Source organism: Thalassospira xiamenensis M-5 = DSM 17429 (genome assembly GCF_000300235.2).
GTDB lineage: Bacteria > Pseudomonadota > Alphaproteobacteria > Rhodospirillales > Thalassospiraceae > Thalassospira > Thalassospira xiamenensis.
In genome coordinates this window covers 2,604,610-2,623,357 of the sequence record NZ_CP004388.1, presented here as the reverse complement: position 1 = coordinate 2,623,357, position 18,748 = coordinate 2,604,610, and the positions used below count along the sequence as shown (strand labels likewise).

Annotated in this window: 14 protein-coding genes; 6 read left to right on the top strand and 8 right to left on the bottom strand. The window is 53.5% G+C overall.

The genetic code is table 11. From position 1 onward, the window contains the following. Positions 1-91 precede the first annotated feature (91 nt). From TH3_RS12340 to TH3_RS12325, 3 genes are all read left to right on the top strand, one after another. Positions 92-1,441 carry a hypothetical protein gene (locus TH3_RS12340; RefSeq protein ID WP_007090328.1) on the top strand — a complete coding sequence of 450 codons (1,350 nt, stop codon included), beginning with the start codon at positions 92-94 and terminating at the stop codon, positions 1,439-1,441. Positions 1,442-1,532: 91 nt separating this feature from the next. After that, positions 1,533-2,855, top strand: a complete 1,323-nt coding sequence (locus TH3_RS12335; protein WP_233421762.1) for an MATE family efflux transporter — start codon at positions 1,533-1,535, stop codon at positions 2,853-2,855. A gap of 430 nt (positions 2,856-3,285) precedes the next feature. Next, positions 3,286-4,674, top strand: a complete 1,389-nt coding sequence (locus TH3_RS12325) for a methyl-accepting chemotaxis protein (protein ID WP_007090325.1) — start codon at positions 3,286-3,288, stop codon at positions 4,672-4,674. On the opposite strand, the gene TH3_RS12320 is transcribed toward TH3_RS12325, so the two are convergent. The 7 genes from TH3_RS12320 to TH3_RS12290 form a co-directional block, all read right to left on the bottom strand. Continuing rightward, positions 4,671-5,174, bottom strand: a complete 504-nt coding sequence (locus TH3_RS12320) for a GNAT family N-acetyltransferase (RefSeq protein ID WP_007090324.1) — start codon at positions 5,172-5,174, stop codon at positions 4,671-4,673. The genes TH3_RS12325 and TH3_RS12320 overlap by 4 nt on opposite strands. 4 nt (positions 5,175-5,178) lie before the next feature. Further along, entirely contained in the window at positions 5,179-6,108 is a 930-nt protein-coding gene (locus tag TH3_RS12315; RefSeq protein ID WP_007090323.1) for a hydroxymethylglutaryl-CoA lyase, read from the bottom strand. 1 nt (position 6,109) lies between these two features. Further along, positions 6,110-8,113 (bottom strand): acetyl/propionyl/methylcrotonyl-CoA carboxylase subunit alpha, encoded by a 2,004-nt coding sequence (locus tag TH3_RS12310; protein WP_007090322.1) that lies wholly within the window; start codon positions 8,111-8,113, stop codon positions 6,110-6,112. Positions 8,114-8,115: 2 nt separating this feature from the next. Then, a complete protein-coding gene (locus TH3_RS12305; RefSeq protein ID WP_007090321.1) occupies positions 8,116-8,937 on the bottom strand; it encodes an enoyl-CoA hydratase/isomerase family protein in 822 nt (273 codons plus the stop codon). Positions 8,938-8,944: 7 nt separating this feature from the next. Beyond that, the gene (locus TH3_RS12300) at positions 8,945-10,555 is read right to left on the bottom strand and encodes a carboxyl transferase domain-containing protein (protein ID WP_007090320.1); all 1,611 of its coding nucleotides are present in this window, start codon (positions 10,553-10,555) and stop codon (positions 8,945-8,947) included. A gap of 261 nt (positions 10,556-10,816) precedes the next feature. Further along, a complete protein-coding gene (locus TH3_RS12295) occupies positions 10,817-11,425 on the bottom strand; it encodes a 2-hydroxychromene-2-carboxylate isomerase (RefSeq protein ID WP_007090319.1) in 609 nt (202 codons plus the stop codon). Positions 11,426-11,551: 126 nt separating this feature from the next. Continuing rightward, positions 11,552-12,025, bottom strand: a complete 474-nt coding sequence (locus TH3_RS12290; protein WP_007090318.1) for an Lrp/AsnC ligand binding domain-containing protein — start codon at positions 12,023-12,025, stop codon at positions 11,552-11,554. 185 nt (positions 12,026-12,210) lie between these two features. On the opposite strand from TH3_RS12290, the gene putA reads away from it, so the two are divergent. The 3 genes from putA to TH3_RS12275 all read left to right on the top strand — a co-directional run bounded on the left by putA (position 12,211) and on the right by TH3_RS12275 (position 17,304). Continuing rightward, positions 12,211-16,020 carry a bifunctional proline dehydrogenase/L-glutamate gamma-semialdehyde dehydrogenase PutA gene (putA, locus tag TH3_RS12285; RefSeq protein WP_007090317.1) on the top strand — a complete coding sequence of 1,270 codons (3,810 nt, stop codon included), beginning with the start codon at positions 12,211-12,213 and terminating at the stop codon, positions 16,018-16,020. Between the two features lie 264 nt (positions 16,021-16,284). Continuing rightward, a complete protein-coding gene (locus TH3_RS12280) occupies positions 16,285-16,914 on the top strand; it encodes a BON domain-containing protein (protein ID WP_007090316.1) in 630 nt (209 codons plus the stop codon). A 156-nt stretch (positions 16,915-17,070) separates the two neighbouring features. Further along, positions 17,071-17,304, top strand: coding sequence for a (2Fe-2S)-binding protein (locus tag TH3_RS12275; RefSeq protein WP_037988009.1), 234 nt, complete (start codon positions 17,071-17,073; stop codon positions 17,302-17,304). 109 nt (positions 17,305-17,413) lie between these two features. Here the strand turns inward: TH3_RS12275 and TH3_RS12270 are convergent, their stop codons facing one another. Further along, on the bottom strand, positions 17,414-18,460 hold the full coding sequence (locus tag TH3_RS12270; protein ID WP_007090315.1) for a Glu/Leu/Phe/Val dehydrogenase dimerization domain-containing protein: 1,047 nt from the start codon (positions 18,458-18,460) through the stop codon (positions 17,414-17,416). Between the last annotated feature and the right edge of the window lie 288 nt (positions 18,461-18,748).

The following is an 18,748-nucleotide window of genomic DNA, read 5'->3' as shown; positions in this document are numbered from 1 at the left end:
GAATTCACGCATCTCCTGACAGTTGGCATCGGTAGCGGCCGATGCAAGGAAGCAGGTTCGCATTTCTGGGTTCAACAGGAAAAGGCAACCAATGTCGATTGAGCAAAGCCTGGCAGGGATTGGTGATAGCTGCGTGATTACGCGGGATTTTACGCGTTACGATCACGGCTATCAGGACAAGGCGCTCAAATATATCGATTATCTGGGGGCGCTATCGCTGGCGTTGCGTAAATTTTCCGAATATAGCCGGACAATGCTGGCGTCCCAGCAATTGTATATCTACGCCAAATGGCTGGCGCGATACACGGCATACTGGCCGGAACTTGACCAACTTGTCGACAGACTGGAAAACAGCTTTGACGATGTTGACCAAAGCTATGTCGCAACTCAGTCTTCGGTTGATGGTTCGTGGGGTTGGAAATATAACGAATTCCACCACAAATTTGATGCAACCATCGTGCGTTTGCATGAATTGTCCAATGAAGGCCGCGCGCCGCGTTATCCGCTGCATTTCCTCGAACCGATTGCAACGGCTCCGGCAATGCGAAACTATCTGGAAAAGCTTCTTGTTTCCGATATTGCCACCACCGGGCGCAATCAGCGCGATGAATTCGGCAGTGTGATCTGCTGTCTGGCGCAGCTTTGTTTCAAGCCGTCCTTGCGACGCTATGCGCAGAAACATGTGCGCGGCATCGATCTTGATCAAAGCTATGTTGATGCCTTCCGCGAATTCCTTGATGAAATCCAGAACCCCGAAACCGGTTACTGGGGCCCTTGGTACATTTCGGATGGCAAAACCCATCGTTACGATGATCTCAGCTATACTTTTCATATCGTGTCATATCGCAAGGGGTGCGTCGGGCATTGGTCCGATATCATCCGCACCACTCTTGAAAGCCGCCAGATGGAATATCCGCAAGGATGGCTCAGCCGCGGTGAATTTAATAATCACAACAACTATGATGTCGCGAAAATCTTTCGCTATGGGTGGCCGCATATGCAGTCGGCAGAACGGGCCTTGGCGCGCGAACAGATTGCCGCCATGCTTGATTGGTGTGTTGGGCATTCCCTTAAGCGCGATGGCAGCTTCGTCCCTGACAGTCGTTTCTATAACTCGCTTGAGTCCTGTTATTATTTTGGTGTCTCGTTTCTGGACGAAGTTGGATATTTTCAGCCTTCTAAACGTTTCTGGACCCAGCAGAAATTTCCTTATGCGCCGGTTTTGCAGTCTCGCATCGGGCGCAAGCTGGACGAGTTCGATGCCGAAAATCCGAGCGTGATTGCCGCCAAATGGAAAATCGGCCCGGATGCCGCCAGAATATCGGCATCGTCAGTGAACCGCGAAGGACTTTCACGCATGCCGCTGCTTTCCGGGGATGATTGTGCAACCACCGAAGAACGCGAATTTGAATTTATCCTGCGGCCAAATAATGATGGCTGAACGCGCTTCTCAGCTCTGCATAGTGTGAAATTCGATGGCTATGCAGTCGCAATATTTTGTCTCTGGTTCAATCCTGCGTCACATCTTTTCAATGGCGCATACCAGCATGCTTGCGCTGGTGGCGATGGTTCTGGTTGATGCGCTTGATCTGTTTTTCCTGAGCCTTCTGAGGGATGTGGAAATCATTGCCGGTCTTGGCTTTGCATGGCCGATTATCTTTTTCACACTTGCCGTGTCGCTTGGCATATCGACCGCAATGACAGCACTTGTTTCCCGTGCTGAGGGGCTAGGTGATCGGGACAGGGCAAAAGTCTATGCCACACATGTTCTGGTATTCGGTTTTGTGCTATCGGGCGTGATGACGGTCGTCTTGTGGCTGTCGGCACCTTGGATGCTTGATATGTTCGGGGCGACCGGCAAGGCCCGTGATATCGGCATCACTTATGTGCAGATCGTGATCCTGTGCTTGCCGGTTCTGGTGCTTAGCATGTCATCGGGCGCGTTGTTGCGTGCCATCGGGGCAAAGCAGCGTGCCATGTGGTCGAAAATGGCCGGGGCGGCGGTCAATGCAGTCCTCGATCCGATTTTCATCTTTGGTTTTGATTGGGGTGTCGAAGGGGCGGCATGGGCAACCGTCGTGTCACGGATCGTAATCATGGCAGTTGCCTTTTACGGTGTTCGAAACGTTCATCACATGCTTGGCCAGTTTGATGCGAATCTTTTCCGCAAGGACATCCGTGATATTGCCCGTGTAACCGTACCAGTCGGATTGGCAAAGGTTGGCCCGCCAATTGCCAGCGCCTTTATCATGTCCAGCATGGCAAAGTATGGGCCCGATGCGGTGGCCGCCATGGCGATCATTGAACGTATCGCGCCATTCGTCTTTGTTGGCTACATGGCGTTACCCCAGGCAATCGGCCCGATCATCGGCCAGAATTTTGCTGCGGCAAAGGCCGAACGGGTGCGCAGCATCTGGCATAATGTCTGGGGATTGGTGGCGGTTTACGGGGTTACTGTCTGCGCTGCCCTGTTCCTGTTTCAAAGCCAGATTGCGATGCTTTTCAGCGCGACCGATCAAACAACGGCGTATCTATCGATTTTTTACAGTTTTACAGCACCCTTTTATATGTTCCTCGGTCTGCAATTTTCATCACATACCTTTTTTAACGTTACCGGGCGTCCCAATCTCGCGATGATCTTCGATCTCGCGAAGGAACTGCTGGGGGTGATCCCGCTGGTATGGCTTGGCAGTTATTATTTGGGTGCAACAGGTGTTTTGTTCGGGCAGGCCGCCGGAATTGTTCTTTTTGGAACCATCACCGGAATCGTCAGTTACCGTCTGGCCCGCCGGATGGGGGCATCTGATAGGGAGGGTGGTTTGCAGACAACTTATGGTAGTTCTAAGATTTTGTAACCAAAGTATATTCCGCTGACGGCGCTCAATGCCCTGAAAATGGCCCGCTAAAGTGCGGTTTTCTATTGCTGTCTGAATACAATTGTTCTGGTTGAATTTATTTCCTTCCAAACAACATTAAGGAGTGTGCCTGCATCTTTGGAGGGAAATATGTCAATTTTAAAAAGACTTAAAATAGCGCCTAAAATCTTTGGTGGCTTCGGGCTCGTTCTTTTGCTTCTGGTGTCGATATCCATACTGGGGTTCGTCACGTTAACCGGGATAGGTAGCGATTTTGATAGATACCGATCTATTGCAATACAGTCTAACGAGGCAGGCCGGGTACAGGCCAACATGCTCGAAGCCAGGGTTGGCGTTAGAGACTATCTGCTGACCGGGCCGGCAAACAGCCATCAGCACTGTGCTCACGCGTCTGCAAACAGCATCTGAATTGAATGAAAAACTCGGCACGCTGGTTGATCAGGGTGCGCGAAAAGCCCTCATCGAGGAAACGAACGATGATTTGGCTGACTATCTTCAAGTCTTTCAATCAGTTGTCAAAATTCCGGCTGGTGATCCTCAAAGAGACCAGCTTGTTATTGAAGGTCTGGACCGTATCGGTCCAGAGGTTGCATCCAATCTTGAAAACCTGAAACTTGAAATCAGGCAAGAGCAGGATAAGCTCGGGCCGATGGTTACCGAGGATATCCAGAATACCATCATGCTTGTGACGTCAATTTCAGTTGCTGCGGTGGTTTGCGGTATTGGTGCTGCTTGGCTGATTGGGACGGGAATATCCAATCCTATCCGGAATATTACGGAAGCCATGACGGTTCTTGCCGCCGGCGATAAAGAAACACCAATCCCCGGGCAGGATCATAAGGATGAAATCGGCGATATGGCCAAAGCCGTGCTGGTTTTCAAAGAAAACATGATCCGGGCTGAACAGCTTGCCGCACAGGAGGCCGAGGCACAAAAGCGAAGAGAAGCCCGCGTGAAAGTCATCGAGAAGCTTACCAATGATTTCGATGCCGACATGTCTCTGGTGCTGAAAAGCGTATCATCTGCGGCAACAGAAATGCAGGCAACAGCTTCATCTATGACAGCAACGGCAGAAGAAACCAATCGTCAGTCAACTGTGGTCGCAGCGGCGGCTGAACAGGCATCCAACAATGTTCAAACCGTTGCGAGTGCATCCGAGGAATTGAGTGCTTCGATTTCGGAGATCAGTCATCAGGTCAATCAATCATCGCAAGTTGCAAACAAGGCTGTTTCCGAGGCGGAAAATACCAACGCTCAGGTACGCGGCCTTGCGGAAGCTGCCCAGAAGATTGGTGATGTGGTTGGGTTGATTAGCGATATTGCTGCGCAGACCAACCTTTTGGCATTGAATGCAACGATTGAAGCTGCGCGGGCAGGTGAGGCAGGGAAAGGTTTTGCTGTTGTTGCTGCCGAGGTCAAAAATCTCGCAAACGCGACATCAAAAGCAACCGAAGAGATTACTGCCCAGATCACAGGAATTCAGGCGGAAACAGAAGGTGCGGTGGTTGCGATTGACTCTATTGGCGGTACGATTGCTGAGATCAGCGAAATTGCGGCAACGATTGCAAGTGCTGTGGAACAGCAGGGGGCTGCCACCGAAGAAATCACCCGAAATGTTCAGCAGGCGTCAGCCGGAACAAGCGAGGTAACCGAAAACATTCATGGTGTTAACGAGGCGGCGACATCAACCGGTGCCGCTGCCGAGCAAGTGTTGAATGCATCGGGTGAGCTGTCTGAGCAGGCAGAAACCTTGCGTCTGAAAGTTGAATCTTTCCTGACAGCGGTCAAGGCAGCTTAATCTTCGTTTTGTTTAAACTGCATCAACACACACGGACCATCGCCGGTTTCATATTCGGTGTTACCGATGAAACCGGCGGCCTCGTAACTTTTTCGCGCTCGCACATTTTCCGGATCCGGGTCAATCGCGACCATTGGTGCGCCGCGTTCGATCAGCATTTGCGCCAATAATCGCAAAAACATTTTGCCGTGGCCGCATCCCATCATGTCGGGCACGCCAATGAAGGCATCAATGCATCGTGTACCCTTGGGAAGGTGAGCAAAATGGGGCTGCGGCCATTGATGCGCGTCATAATGCTGGGCAAAGGCGAATGGTCGATTGCGATAGGATACAATCAGCGTTGCCATTTCCGGCAGCTCGATATCTTCGGTGATCAGTTCGATCTGCTCGTCCGGTGCACCCCACCATCGCGCCACTTCGGGTACCCGCAACCAGCGTCGTATCATGGGAAAATCGCTGGGGACGGCCCGCCGGAAACGATATGTCTCGGCGGCGGCCATGCGATCAGATCCCGACAGTGTCGCGTTTGGCAGCAAGCGCCAGATTGGCCTTTGATCCGGACTGGCGGCCGATTTTTCCGGTAATCCAGCTACCTGTTTCTACAAGCTTTTCAAGGTCGACACCGGTTTCGATGCCAAGACCGTTCAGCATATAGACGACGTCTTCGGTCGCAACATTGCCACTGGCCCCTTTGGCATAGGGGCATCCGCCAAGACCGGCGACGGAGCTATCAATCGTGGCAACCCCCATCTGCAATACCGCCAGAAGATTTGCCAATGCCTGGCCATATGTATCATGGAAATGGGCGGCAAGTTTTTCGATGGCAACCTGATTTGCAACGGCTTCGATCATGGCCTGTGCTTTGCCGGGTGTGCCGGTGCCGATGGTATCGCCCAGACTGATTTCATAAGCCCCCATATCAAACAGGGCTTTGGCGACGTCTGTAACCTTCTGTGGGGCAATTTCACCCTCGTAAGGGCATCCAAGAACACAGGAAACATACCCGCGCACGGCGATGTTGGCATCACGCGCTGCGGCGACCACCGGACGGAACCGATCAAGGCTCTCAGCGATGGAACAATTGATATTCTTCTGCGAAAAGCTCTCCGATGCCGCACCAAAAACTGCAACTTCGGTTGCACCTGCTTCGATGGCGGCTTCAAGCCCTTTGAGGTTGGGGGCCAGAACCGGATAGGTGACGCCCGGTTTACGCAAAATACGGGCCATGACGTCGGATGCATCGGCCATTTGCGGGACCCATTTCGGGCTGACAAAGGCGGTGGCTTCGATCACCGAAAGGCCTGCATTGCAAAGGCGGTGTATCAGTTCGACCTTGATGTCGGTCGCAACCATCGCCTTTTCGTTCTGCAACCCGTCACGCGGACCGACTTCGACGATTTTGACACGCGCGGGCAAAACCGAAAGGCGGGGCATTCTATTCGGCCTCCTCGATGGCGATCAATTCCGCGCCATCATCAACCTGATCGCCAACGGCAAAGAATATCTCGCGGACCGAGCCCGAAACCGGTGCTGAAATAGTGTGTTCCATTTTCATTGCTTCCATCACCACAAGCTTGTCGCCTGCAGCAACAGATTGCCCCGGTTCCGTCAGCACGGCAATGATTTTACCGGGCATCGGCGCTGTTAACCCGCCACCGGCACCTTCCTGCCCGCCTGCGGCGGCAACCGGATCAAAAATCTCCAACCGGTCAGAACGTCCTTCGCGGAAGATCGTCAGTCGATTGCCATCGCGAAGGACACTTGCGCGTTTGCGCACCTGATCAAGTGTTGCATGAATGGTCCCATCACCGCCGAATTCGGCATGGGCCGTAACCGAATTGCCGTCAGGCATATCGATGACATAACCGTGCGTGCGGTAATGCACCCTGATTTTCAGTTCTGCACCGTCATGGCGCAGGATCAGATTATGGTGGTTGTCATCATTCATCCGCCATCCCGATGTGCTGTGCCACGGGGAATAGGGGTCGCTGCTTTGCGCCGCATGGCTTTTGGCCTCGGCATCGCGACGCATCAGAATATCAAGGGTGGCAAAGGCCAATGCGTCATTATCAGGCACCGCCGGGGCAGGGATCAGATCGTCAAGATACTGGCTGATGAAACCGGTTTCGACTTCGCCGCGCTCAAAGGCCGGATGACGCGCAATATTGGCAAGAAAACCGGTATTGGTTGTTACGCCGACAATCTGTACATCGTTAAGTGCGGTTGCCATCCGGCGCAGTGCCGATATGCGATCCGTATCCCAAGTGATCAGCTTTGCGATCATCGGGTCATAATGAATTGAAACCTCGCCGCCTTCGTAAACGCCGGTATCTATCCGCACGTGATCATTGGCCGCGGGCATGCGCATATGCACAAGTGTGCCGGTGGCGGGCAGGAAATCATTATGCGGGTCTTCGGCATACAGTCGGACTTCGAAGGCATGGCCGTTAATGGTCAGTTCTTCCTGTGCCTTGGGCAGCTTTTCACCGTCAGCAACACGCAATTGCCATTCAACAAGGTCTTCGCCGGTGATCATCTCGGTCACTGGATGTTCGACCTGAAGGCGTGTGTTCATTTCCATGAAATAGAACGCACCCGACGCATCTAGCAGGAATTCGACCGTACCAGCCCCCTGATAACCAATCGCCTTTGCGGCATCAACGGCGGCCTTGCCCATCTGTGCCCGAAGATCTTCGGGCATGTTCGGGGCCGGGGCCTCTTCAATGACTTTCTGGTGGCGACGTTGCAGGGAACAGTCGCGTTCAAACAGGTAAACCGCATTGCCATGACTATCGGCAAAGACCTGAATTTCAACATGGCGTGGTTTGACGATCAGCTTTTCAATCAGGCAATGATCGTCGCCAAAGCTGCTGGCGGCTTCTCGTTTGCAACTGACAAGGGCATCCTTGAAATCGACGGGTTTTTCAACCGCCCGCATGCCTTTGCCGCCGCCACCCGCCGATGCCTTGATCAGAACCGGATATCCGATCTTGTCTGCTTCTGCGGCCAGAATATCCGGGTCCTGATCTTCGCCGTGATAACCGGGAACCAGCGGAACACCCGCCTTGCCCATGATTTTCTTGGCTTCGGATTTCGATCCCATCGCGCGGATCGCACTTGCCGGTGGGCCAACAAAGACACAGCCCGCTTTTTCAAGGGCATCTGCAAACCCTGCATTTTCCGACAGGAAACCATAACCCGGGTGAACCGCATCTGCCCCCGATTGTGCAATGACATCAAGCAAACGATCAACGCGCAAATAGCTGTCTTTCGGGGCTGGACCGCCGATGTGATAGGCCTCGTCGGCCCGTTGGACATGCAGGGCATTGGCATCCGCGTCGGAATAAACCGCGACGGTTTGGATGCCCATGCGGCGTGCGGTTTCAATCACGCGGCAGGCAATTTCACCACGGTTGGCGATCAGTATTTTGCGCGGCATGATTAATTCTCACTCCACTTCGCGGGGCGTTTTTCAAGAAATGCACTGACACCTTCACGGCCTTCGGCACTTGCGCGCTGATCGGCAATACGTCGTGCGGTATCGTCAATGACATCATCGTCAATCGGTTTGTTGGCAACCGCATAAATCAGCGATTTTGCTGCATCCATGGCACCCGGGCCATTCGCCAGCAAAAGCTTTGCCATGGCGTCGCCACGCGCTATCAGATCGTCACCTGAAACAATTTCATGGACCAATCCGATGGCGTGGGCGGTAGCGGCATCAAAACGCTCCGCTGTCAGAAAATAACGACGGGCGTGCGAGACGCCAATGGCCTCAACCACATAGGGAGAAATAACCGCTGGGATCAGGCCCAGTTTGACCTCTGACAGGCAGAAACTGGCGCGATCAGACGCAATCACAATGTCGCAACATGCTGCCAGCCCAACCCCACCACCAAAGGCCGCCCCGTTGATGAGCCCGATGGTTGGTTTTGACGCAAAGTTCAAAACCTTCATCAGTTTTGCAAGCTTGTGGGAATCTTCAAGATTTTCGTCATGGCTGTAACTGGCCATGCGCTTCATCCAATTCAGGTCGGCCCCGGCAGAAAAGCTTTTGCCCGCGCCGGACAGAATGATTACCCGCACAAGCGGATCGGCATTCAGCGATTCCAGCTTGGCCGTCAGATCGCCGATCAGGATATCGTCAAACGCGTTGTGGATTTCCGGACGGTTCAGCGTGATGCGGGCAACGCCCGATGCGCTGATCTGGCACATCACGGCATCGGTTGATGGATTGGTGTTATCGGTGTTTACATTGCTCATGCCAGCCTCACATCCGGAACACGCCAAAGCGCGTTTCCTCGACCGGTTTGTTAAGTGCTGCCGAAAGACCAAGCCCAAGAACCATGCGGGTATCGGCCGGATCAATCACCCCATCGTCCCAAAGTCGCGCAGACGCGTAATAGGGATGACCCTGTTCTTCATACTGGTCGCGGATCGGGCCTTTGAAGGCTTCCTGTTCTTCTATGGGCCATGTTTCACCGCGCTTTTCCTGTGCATCGGCGCGGATTTGGGTCAAAACGTTTGCCGCCTGTTCCCCGCCCATGACTGAAATTCGTGCATTTGGCCACATCCAAAGGAATCGCGGGCTATAAGCACGGCCACACATGCCATAGTTGCCCGCACCAAATGAACCACCGATCAGGACGGTAAATTTGGGAACATTGGCGGTCGCAACGGCGGTGACCAACTTCGCGCCATCCTTGGCAATGCCGCCACTTTCATATTTGCGCCCGATCATGAAACCGGTGATGTTCTGCAAGAACACCAGTGGAATACCGCGTTGGCAACAGAGTTCAATGAAGTGTGCGCCTTTAAGCGCACTCTCGGAAAACAGGATGCCATTATTGGCAATGATCCCGACCGGATAGCCGAAAATGCGGGCAAAGCCGGTAACCAGTGTCGTACCATACTGGGCCTTGAACTCGTCAAAGTCTGATCCGTCTACGATGCGGGCAATGACTTCGCGCACGTCGTAGGGTTTCTTGGAATCGCTTGGAATAACGCCATAAATTTCGCGCGGGTCATAGGCGGGGTCGCGCGGCGTGGTCAGGGTCAAACCGGGATTTTTCGTCCAGTTCAGGTTCTTGACGATATTGCGCGCAATCGACAATGCGTGGGCATCGTCCTGTGCATAGTGATCGGTCACGCCCGATGTCTTGCAATGAACATCCGCGCCGCCAAGGTCCTCGGCCGAGACAACTTCGCCGGTTGCGGCCTTCACCAGGGGCGGCCCCCCCAAAAAGATCGTGCCCTGTTTACGAACGATAATGCTTTCATCGGACATTGCCGGTACATAGGCGCCACCCGCCGTACAGGACCCCATGACAACCGCGATTTGCGGAATGCCTTTGGAAGACATGGTTGCCTGATTGAAAAAGATGCGGCCGAAATGGTCGCGATCCGGGAAAACATCATCCTGCCGTGGCAGGTTCGCCCCGCCGCTATCGACCAGATAAATGCAGGGCAGATTGTTTTCGAGCGCGATTTCCTGCGCGCGAAGGTGCTTCTTCACCGTCATCGGGTAATAGGAGCCGCCTTTGACCGTGGCATCATTGGCAACGATGACGCATTCAACGCCTGAAACCCGACCAATCCCGGTGATGATGCCCGCAGCAGGAACGTCTTCATCGTCATACATGCCATAGGCGGCAAGCTGTGACAGTTCAAGGAACGGGGACCCGATATCCAGCAATTGACGGATACGTTCACGGGGCAGAAGTTTGCCGCGCCCTGTGTGCCGGTCGCGCGCGCGTTCACCGCCGCCAAGTTTGATCTGCGTGATCTGATCACGCAGATCGGCAACCAGTTGTTCCATCTGTTCGGCATTGTTGCGGAAATCTTCCGAGCGGGGATTTATCGCAGATTTCAGAACCGTCATCGTCAATTGACACCGTTTGTTGCCGGGGCTGTTTATGCAAGGAAACGGCCCCGTGATGAATGGCGTTTATGACTGCTGTTATGGTGGAAGTTTACGTAAACGTCAAGATTAAATAGGTAATCCAGTACCGAATTTACGTATATCAAAAATGGACAGTATATTGGGATCGCGAAATGATATTTCGAGTGAGGGAAAGTGTCGCAAAATTCGTATATATTTTAATTGGTTATGGATTTTTGATGGGCACGTTTTCTGATCGGATCAGTCGTCGATCTGCTTGCGCAGTTTGATCCAGCGTTCAAGATGTTCAAGCCGGTCATTGCCAAAAAATGCTTCGTCTTCATAGAAAAAGAACGGCGACCCGAAGGCGCCGCGTGCGATGGCTTCGTCGGTAACTTCGCGGACGTGTTGTTTCCATTTCGGGTTTTCGACGGCAGCGCGGATTTCCCCCGCATTGATGGAGTGCCGGGTGGCTGTGGCAAAGACAACTTCCGGGTCCGACATATCAAGCCCGTCGGCAAAATATCCGCGATAGACATCCTTGGCGAACTTGATCGCCAATGCGGGCTTGGTTGATGCAATCCAGTAATAGGCGCGGGTCGGGACCAGTGCGGCATAGGGGAATTTTTCGGGGATGCAGAATGGCGTGTTCTGCATCTTTGCGCAGCGTTCCATGTCGTGCCTGAAATAGTCGCCGCGGATTGGCTGGTCCAGCAGCGGGCTTTGTCCAGTCTGCTTGAAGGCTGCCCCGATCATGAACGGATACCAATTGACCGTAACGCCGGTTCTGGCCTCAAAGGCCTCTATACGTTCCGCCGCAAGGTAACCATAAGGTGACGAGAAATCGAAATAGAAAGTGACTTCCGACATGTTGTGGGGCCCGTAAATAATGACGCGAAACGGTGTGCCACGTGGCGATACCGGCAAAGCCATCGGCAGGATGGCTTGGTCATAGTGTGCCACTAAGCATTTGTATTGCAATCAAAATGATGGAATTTACGGGATCGTTATGCCGGGGCGGACTTTTACTTCTTCCATGACGACATATGTATGAGTCTGGCTTACGCCCTGAACCGAAGACAGGCGTTCAAGGAATTCACGATAGGCATACATATCAGCAACCCGCAGTTTCATCAGGTAATCAAAACCACCTGCCACCATGTGGCATTCTTCGATTTCCGGCAATTTGCGGATCGCGGTTGCGAAAACGTCAAACACGTCCGGGGTTGTTCGATCAAGCGTGATTTCGACGAAAACCACCAGCGACTGGTTAAGCTTACGGGGATCGAGCAGGGCCATATAGCCGGTGATGAAGCCGTGTTGTTCAAGACGGCGGACACGTTCAAGGCAAGGTGTCGGGCTAAGATTGACGCGGCGTGACAGTTCGACATTCGACATGCGTCCGTCGTTTTGAAGTTCGCGCAGGATCTGTTTGTCGATCTTGTCCAGGCTTTTATGATTCTTCTGCATTTCTATCTATTAACCAGTGATAATGACTGCACTAAAAGTTTTTCTGTGGATGATATATCGTATTTTTAGCGAAAATGGCAGCACATTTTTTGAGCGCATATATATTGTCTGTGGCCACATGAGGAGAAAACTCTGCGTTCCCATAAGGAACCGGAGGATCGCATTTGCAGGGAGAAGCCATCGCCATGTTTCGCATTGATATGCCCCAGGCTAACGAAATCCGCGCCAAAATTCGCGAAACCTATCGCACTGACGAAGAAGCCGTTGTCGAGCGCATGATCAATGCCGCCCGACTGGCACCCGAGCAGTCAGCCCGTGTTCAGGATCGCGCCTATCAGTTGGTCGCCCGTGTCCGCAAAGCCGACAATGGCAAAAGCGGCATCGATGCACTGCTTCATGAATATGAGCTATCCAGCAAGGAAGGCGTCATCCTGATGTGCCTTGCAGAGGCACTTTTGCGCGTTCCCGATGCGGTGACCGCTGATAAACTTATTCAGGACAAGCTGTTTGACGCCAACTGGCAAAGCCATCTGGGCCATTCCGACAGCTTCTTTGTCAATGCATCGACCTGGGGGCTGATGCTGACGGGGAAGGTGATCAAGTTCGGCAAGGCGGAAAAGGCCGATCCGGGCGCATTGCTTAAGCGCATGATCGCACGTTCGGGTGAACCGGTCATCCGTAAGGCATTCAACCATGCCATGCGCATTATGGGGCGTCAGTTCGTTATGGGCCGCACAATCGCAGAGGCTGCCGAACGGGCAAAAGCAAACGAAGAAAAAGGCTATCGTTATTCCTATGACATGCTGGGCGAGGCCGCCCGCACCATGGAAGATGCTGATCGCTATTTCAAATCCTATGTTGATGCGATCAACGATATTGGCAAGGTCGCCAATAACCGTGGCCCGATCAACAGCCCGGGTATCTCGGTAAAACTCTCCGCGATCCATCCGCGTTACGATTTCGCCAATTATGACCGTGTCATGAATGAACTTGTGCCGCGCCTCAAACAGCTTGCGCTACTGGCCAAGAAATATGACATCGGTTTCACCGTCGATGCCGAGGAAGCCAACCGCCTGGACCTGTCACTTGATGTGATCGGGGCGGTCTTTGCCGACCCTGATCTTGATGGCTGGGAAGGCTATGGTTTGGCGGTGCAGGCCTATCAAAAACGGGCGTATCACGTGCTTGAATGGCTTGCCGACCTGTCGGTCAAGGTTGGCCGCAAAATGATGGTGCGCCTTGTCAAAGGGGCCTATTGGGATACCGAGGTCAAAAACAGTCAGGAAAACGGATTCGAAGGTTATCCGGTCTTTACCCGCAAGGCAGCAACCGATGTTTCCTATCTGGCGTGCGCGCGTTTCATGCTGTCGCGTCGTGATGCATTTTATTGCCAGTTCGCCAGCCACAATGCCCACACGGTGGCATCGGTTCTGGAAATGGCCGGCAATGACCGGACATTTGAATTCCAGCGGCTGCATGGCATGGGAGAAGCCCTTTACGAACAGATCGTCGATAGAAACGGTGAAAACGTGCCGTGCCGTGTTTATGCACCGGTTGGCACCCACGAGGATTTGCTGGCCTATCTCGTCCGCCGTTTGCTTGAAAATGGTGCCAATACCAGTTTTGTAAACCGCATTCAGGACGAGCAGCTCCCGATTGAGGAAATGATTGCCGACCCGGTGGAAAAGATGGCCGCCCTGCCACGCAAGGCCCATCCGAAAATTCCGGCACCGATTGATCTTTATGGTGTGGGGCGCGTCAATTCCAAGGGCATTGATCTGACCGATACGACCAAGCTTCTACCGCTGGCGGAAAAGTTGGCCTCGATTCAGGGTAAAATCTGGCATGCTGCGCCGCTGATTGGTGGCAAGCTTGTCTCGGGCGAGGCTATTGATGTCCTCAATCCGTCAAACCGGAACGAAAAAGTCGGCGAACTGGTTCAGGCCGGTGAAGCCGATGTCGAGGCCGCGATTGTTGCCGCCGCCAAAGGTTATGAAATCTGGAACAAGACCGCTGCGACTGAGCGTGCCGCGTGCCTGCGCCGTCTTGGTGATCTTCTTGAAGACAACATGGACGAATTCATCGCGCTCTGTCAGCGCGAAGCAGGAAAGCTCTATTCCGACGGTGTTGCCGAAGTACGCGAAGCTGTCGATTTCTGCCGTTATTATGCCAACCGGGCCGAGGAAAGCTTCCGCGAGGGCAGCATCCTTGAAGGGCGCGGCATTTTCGTCTGCATCAGTCCGTGGAACTTCCCGCTTGCGATTTTCCTGGGCCAGGTCAGTGCGGCACTTGCCGCCGGGAATGCCGTGATTGCCAAACCGGCCGAACAGACGTCGCTTGTCGCGGCTAAGGCCGCCGAACTTATTCTTGCCGCGGGCGTGCCGGGGGCGGCATTCACGCTGTTGCCGGGGCCGGGCCGGGTGATTGGCAACATCCTGATCAATGATCCGCGTATTGCGGGTGTGGCGTTTACCGGTTCGACTGAAACGGCACAGGTCATAAATCAGGCGCTGGCAAAGCGCCCGGGTGTTCCGTTGCCTTTGATCGCCGAAACCGGTGGCCAGAATGCGATGATTGTCGATTCAACCGCATTGCCTGAACAGGTTGTTCAGGATGCGATCATTTCCGGCTTCCAGTCCGCCGGGCAGCGTTGTTCGGCCCTGCGCGTCCTGTTCGTTCAGGAAGACATCGCCGATAAACTTTGCCAAATGCTGGTCGGGGCGATGAAGGAACTGCGCGTTGGTGACCCGAAATTCCTTGATATCGACGTCGGACCAGTGATTGACGAAAAATCGCGCAAAACCCTTGTCGCGCATGCCGAACGCATGACCAAGGAAGCCAAGCTGCTGCATGCCTGTGACATCTTGCCCGAATGCAAGGACGGCACATTCTTTGCGCCGCATTGCTTTGAAATTCCGTCGCTTGATGTTCTTGAACGTGAGGTGTTTGGCCCGGTTGTTCACGTTGTTCGCTACAAGGCGCGCGATCTGGACAAGGTTCTCGATCAGATCAATGCGTCCGGTTATGGCCTGACGATGGGCATCCATTCGCGTATCGACAGCACCGTGCGCCAGATTTCGCAAAAGCTGCGTGTTGGCAACTGCTATGTGAACCGCAACATGATTGGGGCTGTTGTTGGCGTGCAGCCGTTCGGCGGTCAGGGTAAATCTGGTACCGGCCCGAAAGCAGGCGGTCCGCACTATGTCGAACGCTTTGCCAAGCCGGTGACTGAAGCCGGTAAAAAAGCAGCCGGTAGTGCCGCCATTGCCGATGACCGCTCGCCTATCGTGATCAAGGCATCGCTGGCAGACGAGGAATACCGCTTCCTGCAGGCAGCACAGGTCAAATGGCAGGCGACGGATGGCAATGAACGTGTTCGTCTTCTGGAAAATTTCGCGGCCAAACTGGCAGCCGCCCCGGTCAGCGAATTGTCGGAAAATGCCGAACTGATTGCGAATTTTGCCGCAATTTCGGAAAACGGCTTTGTTGCGCCGACCCGGATGCCCGGGCCGACCGGTGAAACCAACGACCTTTATATGCTGGGACGTGGTGTCTATCTGGTTCAGGCCGAAAAGGATGCCGAGCCATCCCGGATTATCCGTCATATCGCTGCAGCCCTTGCTGCGGGCAATGCGGTAATTGTGGCAGGCGATCAGAAATGGCTTGCTGATCTTCCGGTATTTGCGCTCGAAGCAGGCCTCCCGATAAAGCTTATCGGCGTTGTGTCATCTAAGGTCGGCGTTGCCGTGATGTATGATGGCGATGTCGCCGGTGTGTCCTGTGTTGCGCCGCTTGATCGTGTAACGGCTTTCAAGCAGCTTCTGGCAAAACGTGACGGGGCGATCCTGTCGCTGATTTCCGATAGCGGTGCTGACGATGACGGTGCGTTGCCTGACGAAACATTCCTGCATCGTTTTGCGACCGAAAAAACCATTACCATCAATACGACGGCGGCGGGCGGTAACGCGTCGCTGATGTCGATGGAAGAAAACTGATCTTACGGATCTCTATATCCGTCACCAGAGACCGGGGTATATCGCCCCGGTCTTTTTCTTTGGGGGGCGATATTGTGCCTTTGTGTTGCGACAAAACATGCCTGAGCAATTGTGCGCGGGCTTTTTTTCGTCATAATCGCCTGCCACAAGATGTGCCGGAACTACGGGCAGTTCAGGGCGTTAAAGCTTTATTGCGATCTGCTGTATTAGTGGTTCGAAAGAATTTGGATATGTCGATCCATCGGCATGAGAAGGAGCTCAAAGATGATCACGATTTCCCGAGGCTGGCGCAACGCGATGAAAGCTGTTTCGGTATGTGCCTTGCTGGCGACGCCGCTTGCGGCCTGTGGGCCGTTACAGATGCCGCTGGAAGACCGGACCGGGAATGACCAGTGGCTTGATACCCAGATCAAGTCAGGCATCCTTGGCGAGTTCTCTAAGGTCGACCATACCTACCTTATCGACGTGAATGTCGATATCTGGAAACAGCAGGTGATGGTCACCGGCATGGTCGATTCCAAAGGCAAATATTTTGATGTGATGTCGCTGGTCAAACAGGACAGCCGCATCAAGACTGTCTATGACCATCTTGAAGTCGCCGATGCGGCAACCATCGAGGCCTATCACAAGGCAGAAGACGAATATGGCAAAAATGCCGTGCCAGCGGATTCGGCGACACAGACAGGGTCAGACGTTTGGATCGAAAGCCAGATCAAGGCATTGTTATTGGCCGAAAAAGGTGTCAGTTCGGTGAACTACCGTTGGCAGTCCGTGAACAATATCGTCTACATCATGGGTGATGCCCAAAGCATCGAAGAGCTCGACAAAGTGCTGTCAATCGTTCGTCGTATCAAGGGTGTCAAGCGCGTCGTCAGCCATATCGCAACTGTCTGATCACCTTGTGATTAAAAGATTTTCTCGTGATCCCCTGCAAATCTGCCGGTTTGCGGGGGATCTTTTTTATCTGCGTGTTGCAAAAGTGTTTGAAAACTATTCGCATGTGGATTACAGGTAGGTTGCTGTCATTAATAACTGATTGCAATTACGCCGATGTATGTTTGCATTTGTAACGCCATAAAAGAACGCGATGTTCGTCGTGCCGCCGAGGAAGGTGGCGCAACGCGCCCTGCTGACGTATTCCGTTTTCATGGCTGTGCCCCGCAATGCGGGAAATGCGCCTGCCACATGCGTGCGGAATTGCTTCAGGCGAAAACATGCGGCAATTGCGATTGCGATGATGCGGCCGCTGTCACCGCAAATGTGGCTCCGATTGCCGCCGAATAAGCTCCAATATAGATCGGGAAATTTTGATGAAGCCTCCGCAAGCGGGGGCTTTGTTGTTTTCAGACCCGGAAACCTGCCTGCGTTCCGGGAATGCAGGCAGGTTTGAAAATCAGCGCTTCCCGAACCGTTCCTCGGCCAGGCGGTCCGCAACAAAACCGGTCGACAGGTTTTGGCGGTCTGCACGTTCAAAGATTTCGCGCACGGTGGCGGCGATACCTTCGATATGCTTGTTGGTTTCGCTCACCGGCCTGCCTTCGCGGCAATAATAGACTTCGACAACGCCACCCGCATTGATCACATAATCCGGCGCATAAAGAATGCCCGCCTCGCGCAGCATTTCGCCGTCTCGGTCGGCTTCAAGCTGGTTGTTAGCGGCACCGGCAATGATGCGGGCGCGGATTTTATCGATGCTGCGGTCGTTAACGACACCCCCCAACGCGCAGGGGGCCAGAATATCGGCATCAATGAACAGGATTTCGTCGGTTGAAACCGCAGTAGCGCCGAATTCTTCGACCGCCCGGTTAACGCTGTTGGCATTCAGGTCCGACACAACCAGTCGTGCACCCGCCGAATGCAGCATGCGACACAGGTGATAGCCGACATTGCCAAGCCCCTGAACGGCAACGCGTAACCCCGCAAGATCGTCATGACCGTTTTTAAAGCGAACCGCTTCTTTCAGGCCGATAAAAACGCCGTAGGCGGTGAAGGGGGATGGATCACCGGTCCGTGCTGGATCTTTGCCGTCATTAATACCACCGACATGCTTGGTCTGGCTGGCGATCTGTTCCATGTCAGCCGGACTGGTGCCAACATCTTCGGCGACGATGTAGCGACCGCCAACCCGTTCAACAGCCCGACCTACTGCGCGAAACAGCTCGGGCGTTTTCTGACTGCGCGGATCACCGATAATAACCGATTTGCCGCCACCAAGCGGCAGGTTTGCAAGCGCTGATTTATAGGTCATGCCACGGGACAGTCGCAGCACATCGTGAATGGCTTCCTGTTCCGACGCATAAGGCCACATACGGCATCCGCCCAGCGACGGGCCAAGATTGGTATTGTGCACGGCAATAATGGCCTTGAGGCCGGTGTCGGGATCACTGGCGAAAACAACCTGTTCATGGCCGTCAAATGCGGTGTCGGAAAAAACGTTCATCCTGGTGTCGCCTCCTGGCGCAAGCTCGTTATTCTGCAAGGGTCGGTCCCTTGGTTATTCCTTTATGTTTGATGCTTCGGGCTTCTGATCAATTTCAAAATCACCTTTGGGTTAAAAAAGACCGTTTCGGTAAAACGCGCGACAAAAGATGGAATTTTGTGATCGTGAGGAGGGTGCTTTGAAATAATCTTTCGCGTACTGAAATGCGTATTTTGCGATTTATTGTTATCTTGTGCATTTGTCGTTGCGCGTCGCGATCCCGTTTTTGTTGTTCAAACGGCGCTTGAA

Coding starts and splice junctions, on each gene's coding strand:
- TH3_RS12340 (WP_007090328.1), top strand. CDS start 92: ATGTCGATTGAGCAAAGCCTGGCAGGGATTGGTGATAGCTGCGTGATT.
- TH3_RS12335 (WP_233421762.1), top strand. CDS start 1,533: ATGGCGCATACCAGCATGCTTGCGCTGGTGGCGATGGTTCTGGTTGAT.
- TH3_RS12320 (WP_007090324.1), bottom strand. CDS start 5,174: ATGGCCGCCGCCGAGACATATCGTTTCCGGCGGGCCGTCCCCAGCGAT.
- TH3_RS12315 (WP_007090323.1), bottom strand. CDS start 6,108: ATGCCCCGCCTTTCGGTTTTGCCCGCGCGTGTCAAAATCGTCGAAGTC.
- TH3_RS12310 (WP_007090322.1), bottom strand. CDS start 8,113: ATGCCGCGCAAAATACTGATCGCCAACCGTGGTGAAATTGCCTGCCGC.
- TH3_RS12305 (WP_007090321.1), bottom strand. CDS start 8,937: ATGAGCAATGTAAACACCGATAACACCAATCCATCAACCGATGCCGTG.
- TH3_RS12300 (WP_007090320.1), bottom strand. CDS start 10,555: ATGACGGTTCTGAAATCTGCGATAAATCCCCGCTCGGAAGATTTCCGC.
- TH3_RS12295 (WP_007090319.1), bottom strand. CDS start 11,425: ATGTCGGAAGTCACTTTCTATTTCGATTTCTCGTCACCTTATGGTTAC.
- TH3_RS12290 (WP_007090318.1), bottom strand. CDS start 12,025: ATGCAGAAGAATCATAAAAGCCTGGACAAGATCGACAAACAGATCCTG.
- putA (WP_007090317.1), top strand. CDS start 12,211: ATGTTTCGCATTGATATGCCCCAGGCTAACGAAATCCGCGCCAAAATT.
- TH3_RS12280 (WP_007090316.1), top strand. CDS start 16,285: ATGATCACGATTTCCCGAGGCTGGCGCAACGCGATGAAAGCTGTTTCG.
- TH3_RS12275 (WP_037988009.1), top strand. CDS start 17,071: ATGTATGTTTGCATTTGTAACGCCATAAAAGAACGCGATGTTCGTCGT.
- TH3_RS12270 (WP_007090315.1), bottom strand. CDS start 18,460: ATGAACGTTTTTTCCGACACCGCATTTGACGGCCATGAACAGGTTGTT.